The sequence below is a fragment of the Auritidibacter ignavus genome, assembly GCF_003703835.1.
Lineage (GTDB): Bacteria > Actinomycetota > Actinomycetes > Actinomycetales > Micrococcaceae > Auritidibacter > Auritidibacter ignavus.
Window position 1 is genome coordinate 301,492 of record NZ_RDQR01000001.1, and the last position, 17,556, is coordinate 319,047.

Consider the following 17,556-nt stretch of genomic DNA (forward strand, 5'->3'; position numbering starts at 1 on the left):
TTTCTCTCCCGTGGTGGAATGGTGCGGATCTTGCGTATGGTGTGGCACCGGGCCTCTACCATAACAGCTCGATGTAACACCACCAGCACCCTACCTATTCCCGGTCAGCCCCGATGGGAGTTGGCGGTCACAATATGAGAATCCTGCCCGGCCATTCCGGCCCGCTGAGCGGAGGCGTAGACGCCCGGTAGGACGGAGAGCACGGCCTGAATATCAGCCTCGGTGGTGGTGTAGCCGAGCGAAAACCGCTGGGTTGAGCGTGCCATCTGCTCATCGGCTCCTGTGGCGGACACAACATGAGAGGGACGGGACACACCAGCGGTACAGGCCGAACCAGTCGAGGACTCAATGCCGGCCATATCCAGTCCAAACAGCAACGAGTCTCCCTCACAACCGGGGAAACAAAAATGCACGTTGCCGGGCAGACGACGAGTCCCCACCGGCACGTGCTGCCCGGTCTCCGGGTCCCGGTCCTGGTCACCTTGCAACTGTGCCTCTGGAATGGCCTGCTGGATTCCGGCGATCAACCGATCCCGAAGTCCGCTGAGTCGTTCGCGCTCGACCTGTTGGTTGGCGGTGGCAACTTCGGCGGCTGCGGTGAAGGAAACGATCAGTGCCGAGGCCATGGTTCCGGAGCGGATATCGCGCTCTTGGCCCCCGCCAAAAAGTACTGGCGCTACCTGGGCGTCGCGACGCACCAGAAGCGCGCCGATACCGATGGGCGCCCCAATTTTGTGTCCGGAAATAGCCATGGTGGTCACCCCCGGGTGGTCGAAATGTAACTCCAGGGCACCAAACGCCTGCACCGCATCCACATGGAAGGGTAGCTCCGCGGCTGCGGTGGCCTCGGCCAATTCGGCAATCGGTTGGACGGTACCGATCTCGTTATTGGCATACATCATGGTTGCCAGCGCCAGCTGATCGGCATGCTGATCAATGGCGTCCTTCCATGCCTCGACCTCTACCCGGCCGGTGGCATCGACGGGGACTTGAATCAGCTCGGCGCCGTGGTGGGCCTCCAGGGCTTCGAGTGTGTCGATCACGGCGGCGTGCTCAATCCCGGTAAACAGAATCTGATGGCGTCGGGGATCTCGGCGGTGGCGAGCATGATAAAGGCCCTGCAGGCCCAGGTTGTCCGATTCGGTGCCCCCGGAAGTGTAGATGACCTCGGTGGGGTGAGCTCCCAACACGGCGGCCAGGCGGTCTCGGGCGTCTTCAACCCGAAGCTTGGTGCCACGCCCAGCGGTATGCAGTGACGAGGCATTGCCGATCCGTTGGGATTGATCCACAAACGCCTCGATCGCCTCGGGCCGGGTGGGCGAGGTGGCGGCATGGTCAAGGTAGACACGATCTGCGGAAGTATTCACAGTCTCCAGTCTAAAACTCCTGGACCATCACCCTCGATTGCCGTGGTGTGCAACAGAGCAACCTAGCGGGATAGCGCACCGGGTTTCGGTATGATTCTCACCGTGTCAACCTCTGATTTCCCGAATTCCCCCAACCCTTATGAGGTACTCGGGGTGTGTGCTGACGCAAGTCAGGACGAAATTAAGGCCGGGTACCGCAAGGCGCAACGTCAGGCCCACCCGGATCTGGGCGGTGATCCGGCACAGTTCGACCTCGTCACCCGTGCCTGGGAACTGATCGGAACCGCCGAAGCCCGGGCAGAGTTTCACCGCGATGCCCGGACGCGCTCGCCACGGTCAGCGGGTTCCTCACGGGCCACAGGCACCTCGGCGACATCGTCCACCACGAGGCAACAGTCCTCCCGCCAGACCCCGAAACCGGTCACCGTCGTACCGTCTTTGGCTCAGGGGCCGGTGACGGTTCAGCTGGGAAAGACCAGCGTGATCGTCGATGCCACCCTGGTCGAATCCTCGGTGATCGGCCGTGTTCCTACCGGTTTATTTTCCTCTGGTCGCAGCGGTGCCTACGTGCAGGTCGCCAGCACCGTGGCCCCCTCGCTACGTCAAGCACTACCGGCGGCCCGCATCGTGCTGGGCCTGAAAACCAAGGAACTCACCCGTCATTTGAAAAACCACCGTCGCGATAATGCTAGGTCCTTGCTCGGAACAAACCTTCCCCCGTCGACGCAGATCCCCATGGTAGTGTTGTGCGGTTATCGGCTGGCCTGTGTGTGGCTGATGAAAGCATCGCCGGGAGTCTACCAGTGGGACGGGGGACGATTATTCGCCGAGAATCGACCGGTCTCTCTGCCAGCTGATGCCACCCGGTCCCCTTCTGCCCTGGCTGAGCTAGCCACCTTGTTCCCGGAATTGACCGTGGGCCATTTTGTCGCACTCATCCCATCGGATCAGCACCCGTTTGCCCCGGACGTCACCAGTACCGGGCCGCACCAGACTTCCTGCGGGCTCGAAGATGTGCCGGCAAACCTGAATAACACCATCCGACATCTGAAAATGTTCCTCGGCGTCGACCACCAACACCATGTGCTCGATCGGAACCTGTTGGGATCGCTGGTGGCCATGTCGCCGTTCCCGAAAGACCGCTCCCATCCCGCGCGCTAGACAGCGACACCAGACTCCGTAGAGATGACACAGTAGTCATGACTCCATAGGAAGAAGAAACACCCGCCATGTCCGCTCCCGACCGGCACGACACCAACCCGCACACCCAGGCCAGTCTGCATCCCGACACCGCCAACCCGGGATTCCGGATCGTATTCGAAGCCCCCGAAATTCCCGGTAATACCGGTAATGCCATCCGGTTAGCGGCCATTACCGGTGCCGAGTTGCACCTGATCGAACCACTGGGATTCAACTTCGCCGATGCCCATCTCCGCCGGGCAGGCCTGGATTACCACGACTTGGCGGTCGTCACGATCCATCCGGATGTGGACACCGCCTTCCACGCACTGGCCCCCGAGCGGGTCTTTGCCTTCACCTCCCACGCCACCTGTCTGTACACCGAGATTCAATACCGTCGCGGGGATGTCTTACTCTTTGGCAAAGAATCCACCGGGCTGACCGAAACAACACTGCAACATCCTGGCATCACCGATCGGGTCCGGATCCCGATGCAGTCGGGACGACGCTCCCTGAATTTGGCCAATTCGGCCTCCATTGTCACCTATGAGGCCTGGCGCCAGTTCGGCTTCGCCGGTGGAGCCTAAACATCACGAATGAATTAAGGTTTCAGGGCGTGGCCTAGCGACGCAGGTGGCGAAATCTTTCTATGCTGGAATGACGATGCAGACTGAAACACCGGGTATTGCCCGACTCCTCCAGCTTTCCGGTGAAGGCGACCGTGCGGCCTTCGCAGCACTTTTTGATACCTCCGCACCCTCGGTTTATGGTTTTGCTCGCGCTCTGCTGACCACCCAAGAACAGGCCGGCGAAGCTACCGTCTCGGTGTTCACCACCTTATGGGAGCAAGCGCCCCACTTTAATCTCGATTTCACTCTGGACGCTAGCGATGAAACCGCCCGGAACCGTACTGCTGCCACCTGGATTATTTCACTCGCCCAGCGCACCTTCGCTGAGCTCATTCATGCCGGGCATTTCACCGAGATCAACGACGAAGCCGGGTTGCTCCCCCTGGCCGCCGAACTGCCGGAGTTGCACGGACTGTCTGAGGCCCAGTTGCGCGCGTTGACCATCATCTGGCTAGGAGCCCGCTCCTACCCGGAAGCAGCTCGGGAGCTAGGAGTGGGAGTTCCCACCCTAAAATCACGGTTACGTGATACCTGTTCGCGGTTGTCACAACGCTATATTGCAGCGGTCACCGGGGTCTCTGACACCACTCAAGATCCGATTCTGGCAAAACCGGTTACCCCGGAGGTCACCGCACGCACCGGCCAGAGTCCCACCTTTTCACAATCGATTACCACCGATTTGGAGTCTGGCCTGGTCGACGAATTGGCTGCTCTGGTGGCCACCAACTCAATCGATGAAGACGAGCGCATCGCCATTGATAGCCACGTTCACCGGCTGGGCCGGGAAAAAAAAGAACAGTGGCAACTACGCATCAGCCTTTTGCAACGCAGCCTAGCGTGGGGGTTCCGCCGACTGACTACCGAACCGGAGTCTTGGATGCTCGATCAGCTACTGGAATCCTTGCCAGAGCAGAATCTTGGGGTCGGCTTCGTCGAGCAGTTTGATACGCACGAACCCGAACCTGAGCCGGCCAGCGGTACTAAGCGTAGAATCATCTGGGCGGTGGTCATTGCCCTCTTGCTGGCTGCCGTCATTGCCATCTCGACGCTTCTGGCCTCCAGCGACGATATCGTTTCCACCGTCGATGACGCCCACGATACCCAGCTGACCTCGCCTCAAGATCTCAACGCCGGCGGTACCGTGCAAGCCCACCTCTCCCGGGATGAAGACGTGGCATACCTGTCCTTCTCCTCGGTGCCAGATCTGGGAGCTGACCAAACCTATCAGGTCTGGCTCTTTGCATCTGCCGGCGACTCTCCCTCTTCGCTCGGCCAGTACGATGCCACCCAAATGGAAGACCGCCATGTCCAATTCCGTGGGGTCAACGGCTACGAGCAGCTCTGGGTCACCATTGAGCCTGAGAACGGCTCAGACTACCCCACCACCGAGCCACTGGTCCAGATCGATTTGCATTAGTAGTCGCTAAAAGCCAGCGAAGGTCAGCTCCCCGTTGACGGTCACCAGGTGAAAGAGTTCAGCGGCTCGCGACGGATTTGGGTGATTTGCCTCGAGTTGCTCGGCGACCCGCTGATGCATCCACTCCGGATCCGGATGCTGTGATGCGTGGCAGTCCAAGGCCGCCAATTTTTGCCCCACAAAATCGGTGACATCCATGCGCACGGTATGTCGTGTAGCGGGTGCACCGTAGAGCATGAGATAACGGATCTTGACCGCGTCCCACCCGTGCTGAGCCAAACGCGGAAATGCGAAGGGGTTTTCGACCGCCGGATAGATGGCACGAGTGACCGCTTCTCCGGTGGCCAGATGATCCGGATGAGACTTCTGCAGGGACGACCAGTCGCGCTCCGGGTGCGGGGCCAGCACCAGATCCGGTCTCATCTCACGCATCAGATGCACCAGATCTTCTTCCAGGTCCGGGCCCGGGACCACTGCCCCGTCCCGATACCCTAAATAGTCCACCGTGCTGACCCCGATCGTCTCGGCAGCCACTCGTTGTTCGTGTTGGCGTTGAGTTGCCAGGGCACTGCGTTCCTGGTCGTGGAAGCCCCCGGCGTCGCCGTCGGTGACAATCCCATAACGAACCTGGACCCCGCAGGCTACCAAACCCGCTAGGGTTCCGGCTGCCCCGAAATCCAGGTCGTCGGGATGAGCTCCAATGGCCAACACCGATCTAATCGTGTGCTGTTGCACGAACGTGGCGGGATCAAGTGTCAACAAATCTGCGCTCACAGTGGCCTGTCTTCTACTCGTGTGTTCCGGTGCGCCGTCTCAGCGCAGATCTCAGACTAGCTTAGTTGCCCAGCTGGGATTCATCACCGAGGGTCACCTGAACTTCTTGCTGTTCGCCGTCACGGGTAACACCCAAGGTAATTTCCGACCCGGCGGCGTGCTCACGAACCGTGGCAGTCAGCGCCTGAGAATCCGCGGTGGGTTTACCGTCGGCGGAGGTAATGACATCACCTTCTTGAATACCGGCTTCATCGGCCGGCGATCCGTCGGCGACATCCACCACGCGAGCGCCAGCGGCGAAGGCTCCCCCACCGCCAGATCCGGGGGCCAACGGACCGGCGGATTCTGACCCGTCGGTGCGTGCAGCCTCAGGGGTGACCGACACACCGAGGGCACCGTGAGTGGCTTCACCGTTTTCGATCAGTTCACCGGCCACACGCTGGGCGTAATCGACCGGAATAGCAAAGCCCAAACCGATATTGCCTTGTTCACCACCGGATGAGCCACCGGCCGAGGCGATGGCGACGTTAATACCGATCAACCGTCCTTGAGAATCCACCAGCGCGCCACCGGAGTTACCCGGGTTAATGGCAGCATCGGACTGAATCACGTTGATGTGGATGACGCCCGAGGACTGCGACTGTTCTTGCTGTCCAGGAAAATGGAACTCGAACAGCCCATCGTCGTCACCTCCGGATCCCGGCCCACTGTCTGGTTCCGGAGCCGCCGAAGACTGGACCGCGATGGTGCGATCCATTTGGGAGACGATACCGTCAGTGACGGTCCCCGAAAGACCCAGCGGAGCACCGATCGCGATGGTTTGATCTCCGACGTTGAGATCGGAGGAGGATCCCATCTCAATCGGCGTGAGTCCCTCAGCATCGATCTTGATGACAGCCAGGTCGCTGAGCGGGTCGGTGCCCACGACTTCTGCGGTGTAAACACGGGAGTCTGCGGTTTGCACACTGAGCTCGGCATCACCGGTGGCACCCCCGAGGGTGACCACGTGGGTATTGGTCAGAATATGGCCTTGATCATCCAATATCACCCCGGAGCCACTCCCCGCCCCGGAGGAAGACGCCGCCGAAATCGTCACCACCGAAGGCGATGCCGTCGCTGCCGCGTCGGTGACCAGAGTGGTGTTTTCCTCACGGTTGACCCCGCCGGTGTTCCCGGAGCGATCCCCGCTGCGGTCCTCAGCGCTAAACACGCCTGAGGAATCATCGTTGAGCGCAGAAAACCCGTACAGTGCGCCTGCGCCGATCCCGCCGCCGAGTAAGCCGGCCAGTAACGCAATGGTCAGCACTGCCGGTAAACCGAAACTTTTTTTGTGCTGTTGCTCGGGCGCGTCGTGACCGTGTTGAGCTGAGCCAGTCTGGTCGGATGGGCCAAGCGCCGAAGCCCCGTCGAGGGGTGCAGTCGCATACGGTGGCTGTCCCGGGGACTGAGCGTTCTGCTCAGCACCAGCCGGTGGAAAGACCGGGCCGGTGGATTCATCGGCCTCGGATGGCGTGGCCGGGGCACCCGCAGGTCGTTGCGACGGAAACGGTGGCATGTTGCCACCAGGCTGGGAGGAACTGTTTTCCGGGTTCTGAGAGTTATTCAGATTGCCAGACTCGCTCATGGGTTGTTGATGTCCTTCCATTTCAGGGCCTTGACTCAGGTGAGCTGGAGATCATTCTCCCCTACGTTTCTGGAGGTTCTGAGAGTAGCAACTGGACGTTAGCTGGATGCTGTCTCGATACTGTGGAGCGTGCACTTTAGCAGCGCTACCCCGTACACTCTAAAGGGTCACCAGTCCACCCTGATGTCACAGTAGGCCAGGTGACGTCAGGTAACCTGTCCGGTCCGAAGGAGTGAATAATGTGACTCCAGTAATGCCCCTGGCTTCCTTCACCGTGTCGATGTTTAGCCTGATCGTTGTGGCGGTATTTCTGATCGTCGTGGTGGGAGGCTTGGTGCGAATCCTTCGCCGCCCGAAATTGTGGTCGGATCAACGTTTCGGCCAGGGTAGATCCGGCCAGCGGTCGCGTGAGCGCACTCGCCCAGAGAGTAAAGCTCGGATCCCACTAGACGACCTTTTTCAGCAGGCCAATCTCGAGCTACTCGAGGCCGATCACAGTATCCATCGCGCTGAAGAAGAGGTCGGTTTCGCGATGGCTTCCTATGGTGAAGAGGCGGTCGAGGAATTCCATCTGAAGGTCCAACAGGCCAAAGAATCACTCTTGCAAGCGTTTCGGACCAGTCAACAGGTGGAACGTCAGCTCACGGAGATCCCAGAGCACCAAGCCCGTCAGCAACTCGAAGAAGTTCTGGCCACCGCCAACCGAGTTGATGAGGTCTTGGAACAGCAAGAGGCGTTCTTCGACAAGTTGCGGGGCCTAGAGGATTCTGCCGAAGAGGGGCTACGCAAGCTCCGCTACGAGGCCGACGATATTGACCTGAAGATTGAACCAGGGCGCCTGGTATTAGAGCGACTGACCGAGCAGTATCAGGGGCCGAGTTTAGAAGAGGTCTCCAATAATCATCGTCATCTCATCAGCGGGATCGCTGAACTGCGTGGCACGATCGATCAGGCCGCCGAATTGTTGAACGCCGGGGATCGGTCTCAAGCAACACTGGCTATTCGGCAGGGCTGGGACCGTGCCGTGAATCTCCGTTCGCTTGCCGAAGGGATCCTGCACAAAGAGGTCCAACTTTCCACAGCGGTGGAGAATCTCAACGCCGGACTCGTCGACTCAGAACAAGATATCTTGGCTGCTGAGGCGCTGATGGAGCAGGGCGACTACAGCAATTTGCGCCCCCCGACGACAGGCCTACGTCAGGCGATCGATGAAGTGAAAGCTGGGCTCCAGCAGGACAAGATCGATCCGGAGAAGCTCTTGGACCGGTTGTCCCAGGCTCACCAGCGGCTCGCTGAGCGACTCGAGCTTATCCAGAACTACCACGATAAACTGGCCCGCGCCCGGACCGCGCTGGGTAAAGAGTTGCAACAAGCTCGAGCCAAAGTGCGCGGTAGCTCTGACTACATTGGCAGGCGTGGTCGATATATCGGCTATAGCGCTCGTGCCAAATTCAATGAAGCCCAGTCCGCACTCCAAACCGCCGAGCAACGGGCCGAGACAGATCCCATCGATGCCTTGAACAACGCCCGCCGCGCTTCTCAATTAGCTGATCAGGCCGCCGAGATCGCTCACAACGAGCCCGATGATGGCTTCGGTCCTACGTACCCGATCGGGATGGGGCGCACGAGATGGGACCGAAGCTCCACCGGGTCTATCAGCAGTGGCATCCCCTTCCCCATGAAACATCGGGCGGGTTCACGGAGTCGTCGAGCGTCGCGACGTCGTCGCTAGGCTGAGGCCCTCAGCTAAACCACGAGATTGGTTCTGGTCCTTTGTCGTCTGGCTTCGTAGAGTTAAAGCAATCATCAATATCGTATCCCTGACCCCGATACCCTAGAGAGGTTTCCTGTGGCACAGCAATCAATTTTCGGTCGTATCGCGACCCTAGCGAAGGCTAACATCAATGCGTTACTCGACCGAGCAGAGGACCCGCAAAAGATGTTGGACCAGATGGTGCGTGACTACACCGCCTCCATTAAAGAAGCTGAAGCCGCCGTGGCCCAGACCATCGGCAACCTGCGGATGCTGGAAGATGACCACCGGGAAGAGATTGACCAGGCAAAATCCTGGGGACAGAAGGCACTGGCTGCCTCGCAACGAGCTGATCAGTTCCGTCAAGACAGCGATGGCTCCTCAGCGGATAAATTCGATGACCTCGCCAAGATCGCTCTGGAACGTCAGATGCACGCTGAGAAAGCGGCCAAACGCTCGGAGCCGGCTATTGAGTCTCAGCGTGAAGTCGTTGATCGGCTCAAGTCCGGTTTGCAGCAGATGAATAAGAAGCTCAGCGAGATCACCTCCAAGCGTGATGAGCTGGTGGCTCGTGCGAAGTCGGCGCAGGCCCAGTCCAAGGTCCAGGAAGCCATTGGTTCGCTGAGCTCCTATGATGCCACCAGTGAGGTGGATCGCTTCGAAGAGAAGATCCGGCGCGAAGAAGCCCGCGTACGAGGCATGGAGGAACTGAATTCCTCCAGTCTGGACGCCCAGTTTGAAGCCTTGGAGGATTTAGGTGAGAAGAGCGAGGTGGAAGCCCGGCTGGCAGCGTTGAAGGCCGGTCAGTCCTCCAATGGTTCTCAGGCGTTGCAGGGTGGGGAATCCGAAGAGGAACTCTTCGCTCAGTTGGAATACACCCCGGACTCAGAGACGAAGAACGCCTAAGGTTCTCTTATCTGATCTCATCCTTTTCTCACGCTTCGGCCCCGAGAACAGCGCTGGTACTGTTCTCGGGGCCGTGGCGTGGCGAGCTCAGGAACTGAGCCCGACTCCGAAGCACGCCTGGGTCGTGCTCTTAAACCGTGGCAGCAGTGCTGGATTCGACACTGCGTGCTGTGGGCTTACGAGAGGCCAGCAATCGGCCCAGTAGTCCATGGTGTGGAGCCACGAGCCACAGCAAGAGGAAGACGGCGGTGGCCACCAAGACGATCGTTCCCCCGGTAGGCAAATCGGCGGCCCAGGACAGATAGAGTCCCAGAAAGGCACAGACTGCCCCGATCACCGGGGAAAGCACCATCATCACCACGAGACGGTCGGTCACCAGTCGTGAGCTGGCGGCCGGGATCACGAGCAGAGCGACCACGAGAATATTGCCGATCACCTGGACTGAGACCACCACAGCAACCGAGACCAGCACATAGAGAATCACGTCGAGTACCAGCACAGGCAAGCCTGCTGCCGCAGCCATTTCCCGGTCTAGGGATACCGCGACCAATTCTTTATGCAAGAGGAATAGGGTACCCAGAATCAGCACGGCGGCTCCGGCGACCACGTAGATATCAGAAGTCGGGATGCCGGTAATCGAGCCAAAGAGGAATGATTCCAGGGAGCCCGAGTACGCCGGTGAGAACGAGATGATCACAATCCCCAGGGCGAAAGCGGCCACGAAAAAAATACCGATCACCGAATCTTCTTTCAACCGCCGGTTCTGTGAGAACACGGCCACCAGGATCGCGGTGATCACCGCAGCGATCATGCCTCCCAAGACCAGTGATCCCTGCAGGATAAAGGCGATGGCCAGTCCGGGGAACACCGAGTGAGCCACGGCGTGCCCGATAAAGACCATGCCACGTAACACCACGTAGTTCCCGACAATCCCACAGACCAGCGCGGAGAGAACCGCGACGAGTAGGGCTTTGGGAAGAAATGACAACAAGGGGTTGGTGAGGTCCTGTAGAAACTCCGGAAAGCTGAGAAAGTCCATATGATGAAGGGTCCTTCAAGACGGTGTGCTACACGGCAGAACGGGCAGAGGCCTCGGAGTTGAGGCCGAGGGCTTGCAGCAATTGCGAATTCTCGCTGAACCCGAACGTGCAGCGCCAAATGTTCTCATCCCTGAGCTGTGCCGGAGTACCCGAGGCGGTCACCGTGCGGTTAATCAGGTAGAGACGATCAAACGTATGCAATGCGCTCGCGAGGTCGTGGGTGGTCATCAACAACGCTCTGCCTTCTTGGGCGAGCTCGCTAAACAAGTCCAGGAGGAGTTCCTGAGTGGGGATGTCCAGGCCGGTGAAGGGCTCATCCAATAACAACAGCTCGGGTTCCAGCGCGAGAGCTCTGGCCACTAGCACGCGCTGTCGTTGACCGCCCGAGAGCGCTCCGACGGGGCGGTGGGCCAGATCGCTAAGATCAACCCGGGCGATAGCCCGGTTGACCGCCCGAAAATCGTTGACTGTGGGGCGTTTGAACCACCCGATGGTCCCGACTCGTCCGGACAGCACCACGTCCTGAATGCTCAGCGGGAAGTCCCAGGAAAATTCATGACGTTGTGGCACATACCCCACCCGGTTGCGCAGTGTCGTGTTGCCGTGTGAGTCGGTGTAGTTCACCTGCCCTTGGCGTGTGGGAACCAGGCCGAGGATCGAGCGCATCAGGGTGGTCTTACCGGCCCCGTTGGGGCCAATGAGACCGACCTGCTCCCCGCCCTCGACACGCATCGAGATGTTGTTCAACACCGAACGTGAACCGAGATCCACCCAAAGATTCTCGACGGTGAGTCGCGTTGCGTCAGCCTTCTGTTTTGCCTCGGTCATGCCTCAGCGTCCTGTCGCTCAGCCTGGCGCCGTGCCCGGGAGGTGCGAACGACGGTGAGGATGATGGTTACGATCAGCACCAACACCACCACGCCAACCACGATGGCAATAAGTGTGGTCTGATCACCCTTACCCTCCTCGGAGGCATGAGCGCCGGCGGCAGTCTCCCCATCGGCTTCGGACTGTTCTGCTGCCTGCTGACCCTCACCGTCAGATGTGGTCGCTGGCTGGGCATCAAAGGCCTCTTGGGGATTGGTCTGACTGCCGACAGCGAAGCGCAACGTTCCTGCGGTGGTCACGGTCTCTCCGTCGGTTAAGGGGACGTCAATCTCAGCGTGCAACAGGTAGACGCCGGGCTCAGTGAAGACCCAGTTGGCATGCACGTGGGTATTGGTATCGGCCCAGATCTCTTGTTCTTCCTCGCCAATCGTGGTGGAGTCCCATAGCTTCTGCGGTGGATCGAAATTACCGTTCTGCAGGAACAAGACGAAATCCCCGGGACCCTCCACACCGGTCAGTCGCAAGGTCATGCCACGGGCCATCTGTGCCACGGCCGCCGGATCTTGGGTGTTCCAGCCCAGCCAGGGCACCTGGTGGTTCTCGGTTTGAGGAATCAGGTATACATCTTGGCCGGGCTCTGCGGGGACGAAGCTATAGTTCTCGTCCTCGGGCGCCGGTTGCCTTGCGTCGTCTGGGAGGTGATAGACGATATCGTCGAAGTACCGCCAGGTGGCCGGTTGGGCGGTATCGTCACGGGCCATCAACTGCCACTGCCCATCAATCACCCGGGGGCCGACGTCCACGTGGCCGGAGGTGATGACGGTTTGGTCCTCGCCAATATTTTCATCGGCGTCCACATGCTGTTCCAACGCCGCATCTTCGGTGGCCCCATGCGCCGGGACAGCCGGTACTGCACCGAAAGACACCAGGGTGCACAATCCCAGCACCACTGTCGCCAGGGATCGGCTGATGCCACGGACCGCGTGGAGGGCATGAGAAAAAGTGAGGTTCCCGTCGTGCGGGCTAGCAGGGGTCGGAAGGGTTATCACTGGTCGTGTTCTTTCGTCTCGTGCGGTGGAGCCCGGTTTAGCCCAGGCAGTCTTTCAGTGAGTCGGCGTTGAAGCGCATCATGTCCACGTAGGTGTTCACTTCCTCGTCGAAGGCGTCACCGTAGATCGTGCAGATCTCCACATCCAAGTCATGCGCTGTTTGGACCAGCACGTTGGACCGTGAAATGAGGCCGGGCTCGAGGAATACCGCCGGAATTTGAAGGTTCTGGATGGTTTCCACCAGCCGGCGACGTTGCTGAATAGAAGGCTCGGTCGAGGGCTGAGGGGTGACAAATCCCGCGATGTCTACGTCATAGGCATGTCCGAGGTATCCGAACGCGTCGTGTGTGGTCACCAGATGACGTTGAGCTTCCGGGATCTCCTCGATCGTGGTTGCTACCTGTTCGTCAAGCTCTTCGAGCTCGGCAATGTACTCTGCGGCGTGAGCGCGATAGTACTCAGCGTTGTCCGGATCGATCTCGACCACGGTATCGCGAATGACCTTGACGTAGGCGATGGCGTTGGACACGTCATGCCACAGGTGCGGATCAATCTCACCGTGGACGTGAGCACCCAGGACGGCTTGGGGCAACTGGTAGATCTGTTCTCCGGTCCGCCCCAGGAATCGGAAGGAGGGGTCCGGTGGAATTTCTTCCAGCGCTTGAGTGGGAACACTGATGACCACGTCTTCGGGGTCATAGGCTTGTTGTACGTGCTCGCCTCCCCCACTGGGGTCGTAGAGCACCTCAATCTCGCCGGTGTCGACATTGGCGGATATATCAGCGTGTCCCTCGTCCAACACCTGCGCGCTGTCATCGACCTCGTGCGGATTGACGCCGACAGCAAAAGTGACGGTCTTGTCCTCCGCCAGGGGCTGTGCCTCAGATGAGTCGTCGATGTTCACCGTAGCGTTGACGGTGAGCTGGTACACGCCAGGCTCGTTGAACGCCCACGACATATGCGTGTGGGCATCGAGAGGAAGCTGGGCGTGATCCTGGTGGTCAATTCCATCGGAGGTGTCGATGTAAAACCGCGGGTTGCCGAAAGACTCTGTCAGATAGGCAACGAGATCTCCTGGTCCTGAGAAATCGGTGGCCGTTAGTTCGACAGTGGAACTGCGCGTCACCCCGGACAGCTCGGGGTTCTGTAAGCCGTCGCCTTGAGCGCGCATGCCCAGCCAGATGGTGTCCAAGGAGACATTTTCCACCAGCGGAATAACCTCTGCGGAATATTTGATCGCCGATTCTGCCAGGGCCACGTTCGGGACATCCTCTCGGATCGTGGCGTCCAAGGTGCGGATCACCGATTGGTCCTCAAGCAACATGTAGTTCGAAAACGCCGCATCAGCGTAGGCAATCTGACGCACGTCTCGTAGCGTGGGCTCGTAGCTATGCGGGTCGGCGCCTTCAGGCACGATTTGTTCCACATCCATCCGGTCACCGACCACATTGCGGGTCAGATCAGCCAGGATACCGGTCGTGGTCACAACCGAAGGCTTTTCGGGCGTGGACAAACTGCCGGTCGATACACCGCCGCACCCGGTCAGTGCGAGTGCGGCGGTGATCGCCGTGGCAACCCAGGCTTTAGCTCTGGGCATGCTCGTCCACGGTACCGACAGCGTTCAGTGTTGCGCGTCGACGCGCGTAGAGCAACGCGGCGGTTCCGAGTGCCACAACACCCGCACCGATCCCGACCATGCTCAATACCTGTTCGTCAGCACCAGTCTTCGCCAAGGTGCACGGAGTTCCCTCCGGAGTCAGCCCCTGACCGGCGGTCAATTCCTGACCGTTAGGAGCCACAGAGGTAGCCGGCGCGGAGCTCTCGTCGCTCTTCTGCTCGGCGTCCTGTTGGTCACCCTGGGCGAGATCCTGGTCGGTATTCTCGTCCTTCGGGGTAGCTACCGACGCACTGCGAGCGGTCTCAGCTCCCACCTGGAAGGTGTAGGTGCCGGTAGCAGACTGGCCATTGGCCTCGAATTTCAGCGAGACCTTATAGGTACCCGGTTCGGTGAACACCCAGTTGCCATGTTGGTGGGTGTTGGCCGGAATCTGGTAGCTCTTGGGGCCACCAACAGTGTCGAACACCTTCTCACCAACCAGCTGCCCGAAGTTCCCGTTAAGGAACACCGCCAGCTCACCAGGGCCCTCCACATTCTCCAAACTCATGGTCACACCCTGAGAGCCAGGACCATTGACCACAGATTCGTGCTGAGTATTCCATCCCACCCACGGCACGCCGGGTTCTTGAACCTGCTGAATCATGTAGACGTCCTTGCCAGACTCTGCCACATATTCCAGATCGCCCGGAAGACTATCAGCTGAACGCAACGCAGCATCACCGAGAACAAACGTGAGGTCCTCAGCATTGCGCCATACCGGCGGAGCCGTCCGATCGTCCTTCATCTTGGCAACAAACTTGCCATCTTCGACAACCGGGCCCAGATCGAAGTGTCCTTCGCCGGCGCTCAGACCAGTAGCCTGCTCACCCTGTTCGGCCCTGGTAGCACCGTCCTTCGCAGTGCCATCCTGACTGCCACTGGCATCGCCCGGAGGCACGACCTCGCGGCCCTGACCGTATTGGCGGTTCCATTCTTCAACCGGCAAGCACTGAGGAGCCTGTTGCTGGGCCGAACCTGCCCCAGCACCGCCCGATCCTCCACCGTTACCGGCACTAGCTTCACCGCCAGTACCGGTTCCAGCGCCGTCAGCACCGGTTCCGGAAGAGTCCTGGTCGCCGGCATCGTCAGAGCCAGCCCCGTTGGAGCCACCATGGTCACCGTCGCTACCTCCGGCTGGGCCGGAATCCTCTCCGGAGCCGCCGCCGGAACCGTTTCCGGGCTTCTTCGAGCTGTCGTTGCCCTGGTCTGCCGGCTTGTTGTCAGGAGTGGTGCCCACCTTGTCGTCACGGTGCTTCGGGCACTTGTTATAACCCTCCGGAAGGTCCGCGCCAACGGTCACCAGATAGGTAGCGGCATTGGTCTTTTCGGACTGACCAGTTTTTTCGTTGTGGGCCTCAGCTGAGACGCGGAGGAAGTAGGCCCCGGGCTTGGTAAAGAACCAATTGGCGTGAACGTGCGCAAGGTAATCCTGGTGGATCGTACCCGGCAGCTTGTAGGAATCCCCGGTCAGAAGCGACTGGACTCCTCCCAGGCCCCCCGAGCTCCACAAGTAAACCTCGCCAGGACCGGTGACCTGTTCAATCTTGAAGTCCACTGAGCTGTAGTCGGTACCATTGAGTCCTTGGCTATCCCAGCCAGGCCAGATCAACGAATCGTCCTGAAGAAGAGGCAGATAGTATCCGGATTTGCCGGCAAGTTCAGCGGGGATGCCATCAGACTTGGGCAAGGTGGTCTGAGCCTTGTCCTTGACGTTGAGTTCGACATCTGCTGGGTCATGGATCACACCCGACCCAGTGACATCTTCTTTCAGCGTCAAGGTCGGCTTCTTGTCGATCATTTCCAAATTGAACATATCGACGTGGCCGTGGTCCAGTTTGAGTCCATCCCAGCAGATCTCGTCGTCAGCGGGCTTACCCTGACTCGGTGAGGGCTTGGGTTTGTCCGATGCAGACGGTGAGGGCTGCTGTGACTCGCTCGGCTGTTGCGATGGAGAGGTGTCCTGGCCGGGGGTACCGTCATCACCCGGAGTCTGCGAGTCTGTAGGTTGCGACGGTGTTTCCGGCTGAGTAGGCGCCTGGGTCGTCGGTTCCACCGTGGGAGTGTTTTCCGGGTCAGGGATTGGTTCAGGGGTAGACTCCTGGAAGTCCCCGACGCGGAAACGGTAGGTTTTTTCCTCGGTGGGGGCCCGCTCTCCAGTCTCGGAGTTGATCGCCACACCGCGGACCGTCAAGTCATAGTAGCCAGCCTTGGTGAACGCCCAGTTCGCATGCACGTGGGCGTGATAGTCCTGGTGAATGGTACCGGGAAGTTTATACCCATCGTCGGTCAGTAACGAATCCAGTTCGCCCAGGCCTTTTTGGGTCCACAGGTAAACCTCGCCCGGTCCCGACACGTCGAGAATTTCGATATCAGACTGGTCGTAGCCCGTTCCGCGCAGCCCTTGGTTGTCCCAGCCCGGCCATACAATCTGGGGGTTCTGGTTCAACGGCAGGTAGTACACCTCGGCTTCATGGAGGGCCTCCGGCACAGCTGGAACGGCGGGGAGAGTCATCTTCGCCTGTTCCACAACGTCCAACTGGACTGTCTCCGGGTCATGCATCACGCCATGACCGGTCACGTCTTCTTTCAACGAGAGTGTGGGTTTGCCATCTTTGGCGTGGAGGTAGAACGCGTCCACGTGCCCTTTATCGAGCACGACTGGACGAGATGTTTCCTCAGGCTGTGAGGGGGTAGCGGTCGCTGCCGAAACCGGGAGACTGGTGAGTCCCAGCAGCGCCATCAACAGACCTAGCACGCTCACAACGGCGGTTGTCGTGAGTGCTCGGTGCGAGCGCCCGGCCTGAGGCCGAGCCTGTAATGAGTGATTTTGCATAGTCTCATTCTTTTCTAGCGTTAAACGCCTCGGTGATCATGAGTACTCCGTCAGTATAGCTAATACGAATCATTACCATTAATTATGACTGATACATGACATCCTGACACCCCAAGGCGTGGTCCCCAGCCGCACAAATCACGTCACTTGGAGCACGAGCTGAATACAGTGGAAGGGCTCACAGGGCGCCACATGCAGGTACGTTGTGCGCAGGTATGTCGTGGATTTCATCCCCGTTTGAATCGGACCGTACTACCTGTCCTGAGGATTGGGCTCCCTGTAGCCAAGAAACTGCCTGGTAGAGATCAGTTGACCAGCGTCACCCCATTCTGACCAATACCACCAGACCAACAGACACAGGCGGTGTTCGCCTTTTACCGAAAAAACAACACGAAGAGTATCGCCCATTGCGACGGGAGGCTCGCAAGAGCTCACCGTACCGGCCGGCCACTCACCGCATGGCCGTCTTTGCGTGGATACACAAACGGCACCTGCCTAGG

General features: G+C 59.5%; 13 protein-coding genes. 5 read left to right on the forward strand and 8 right to left on the reverse strand.

Translation table 11 applies throughout. The annotated features are described in order from the left end of the window. Window positions 1-104: 104 nt before the first annotated feature. The gene (locus tag DYI20_RS01340) at window positions 105-1,367 is read right to left on the reverse strand and encodes a cysteine desulfurase family protein (RefSeq protein ID WP_110100245.1); all 1,263 of its coding nucleotides are present in this window, start codon (window positions 1,365-1,367) and stop codon (window positions 105-107) included. Between the two features lie 102 nt (window positions 1,368-1,469). On the opposite strand from DYI20_RS01340, the gene DYI20_RS01345 reads away from it, so the two are divergent. From DYI20_RS01345 to DYI20_RS01355, 3 genes are all read left to right on the forward strand, one after another. Beyond that, a complete protein-coding gene (locus DYI20_RS01345; protein ID WP_158278415.1) occupies window positions 1,470-2,528 on the forward strand; it encodes a J domain-containing protein in 1,059 nt (352 codons plus the stop codon). Between the two features lie 68 nt (window positions 2,529-2,596). Continuing rightward, entirely contained in the window at window positions 2,597-3,133 is a 537-nt protein-coding gene (locus DYI20_RS01350) for a tRNA (cytidine(34)-2'-O)-methyltransferase (RefSeq protein ID WP_110098590.1), read from the forward strand. A gap of 76 nt (window positions 3,134-3,209) precedes the next feature. Next, window positions 3,210-4,592, forward strand: a complete 1,383-nt coding sequence (locus DYI20_RS01355) for an anti-sigma factor domain-containing protein (protein WP_166769863.1) — start codon at window positions 3,210-3,212, stop codon at window positions 4,590-4,592. A 6-nt stretch (window positions 4,593-4,598) separates the two neighbouring features. Here the strand turns inward: DYI20_RS01355 and DYI20_RS01360 are convergent, their stop codons facing one another. Both DYI20_RS01360 and DYI20_RS01365 read right to left on the reverse strand, forming a co-directional pair. Further along, window positions 4,599-5,366 carry a PIG-L deacetylase family protein gene (locus DYI20_RS01360; protein ID WP_233242796.1) on the reverse strand — a complete coding sequence of 256 codons (768 nt, stop codon included), beginning with the start codon at window positions 5,364-5,366 and terminating at the stop codon, window positions 4,599-4,601. Window positions 5,367-5,427: 61 nt separating this feature from the next. Beyond that, a complete protein-coding gene (locus DYI20_RS01365) occupies window positions 5,428-6,990 on the reverse strand; it encodes a S1C family serine protease (protein WP_110100399.1) in 1,563 nt (520 codons plus the stop codon). Between the two features lie 241 nt (window positions 6,991-7,231). Here DYI20_RS01365 and DYI20_RS01370 point away from each other — a divergent pair, with 241 nt between their 5' ends. Beyond that, entirely contained in the window at window positions 7,232-8,722 is a 1,491-nt protein-coding gene (locus DYI20_RS01370; protein WP_146206725.1) for a coiled-coil domain-containing protein, read from the forward strand. A 117-nt stretch (window positions 8,723-8,839) separates the two neighbouring features. Beyond that, window positions 8,840-9,649 carry a PspA/IM30 family protein gene (locus DYI20_RS01375; protein ID WP_110100240.1) on the forward strand — a complete coding sequence of 270 codons (810 nt, stop codon included), beginning with the start codon at window positions 8,840-8,842 and terminating at the stop codon, window positions 9,647-9,649. A 130-nt stretch (window positions 9,650-9,779) separates the two neighbouring features. On the opposite strand, the gene DYI20_RS01380 is transcribed toward DYI20_RS01375, so the two are convergent. Genes DYI20_RS01380 through DYI20_RS01400 form a run of 5 tightly spaced genes read right to left on the reverse strand, consistent with a single transcriptional unit; the run spans window position 9,780 to window position 17,056 of the window. Beyond that, on the reverse strand, window positions 9,780-10,688 hold the full coding sequence (locus DYI20_RS01380; protein ID WP_110098585.1) for an anchored repeat-type ABC transporter permease subunit: 909 nt from the start codon (window positions 10,686-10,688) through the stop codon (window positions 9,780-9,782). 28 nt (window positions 10,689-10,716) lie between these two features. Beyond that, complete coding sequence (locus DYI20_RS01385) at window positions 10,717-11,517, reverse strand: anchored repeat-type ABC transporter ATP-binding subunit (protein ID WP_110100239.1); 801 nt, start codon at window positions 11,515-11,517, stop codon at window positions 10,717-10,719. Further along, window positions 11,514-12,566 carry a choice-of-anchor M domain-containing protein gene (locus tag DYI20_RS01390; protein ID WP_110098583.1) on the reverse strand — a complete coding sequence of 351 codons (1,053 nt, stop codon included), beginning with the start codon at window positions 12,564-12,566 and terminating at the stop codon, window positions 11,514-11,516. The genes DYI20_RS01385 and DYI20_RS01390 overlap by 4 nt, the downstream gene beginning before the upstream one ends. Before the next feature lie 37 nt (window positions 12,567-12,603). Beyond that, window positions 12,604-14,163, reverse strand: coding sequence for an anchored repeat ABC transporter, substrate-binding protein (locus tag DYI20_RS01395; RefSeq protein ID WP_110109976.1), 1,560 nt, complete (start codon window positions 14,161-14,163; stop codon window positions 12,604-12,606). Continuing rightward, window positions 14,150-17,056, reverse strand: coding sequence for a TIGR03773 family transporter-associated surface protein (locus DYI20_RS01400; RefSeq protein ID WP_110100237.1), 2,907 nt, complete (start codon window positions 17,054-17,056; stop codon window positions 14,150-14,152). Before DYI20_RS01400 ends, DYI20_RS01395 begins: the two co-directional genes overlap by 14 nt. Window positions 17,057-17,556 lie beyond the last annotated feature (500 nt).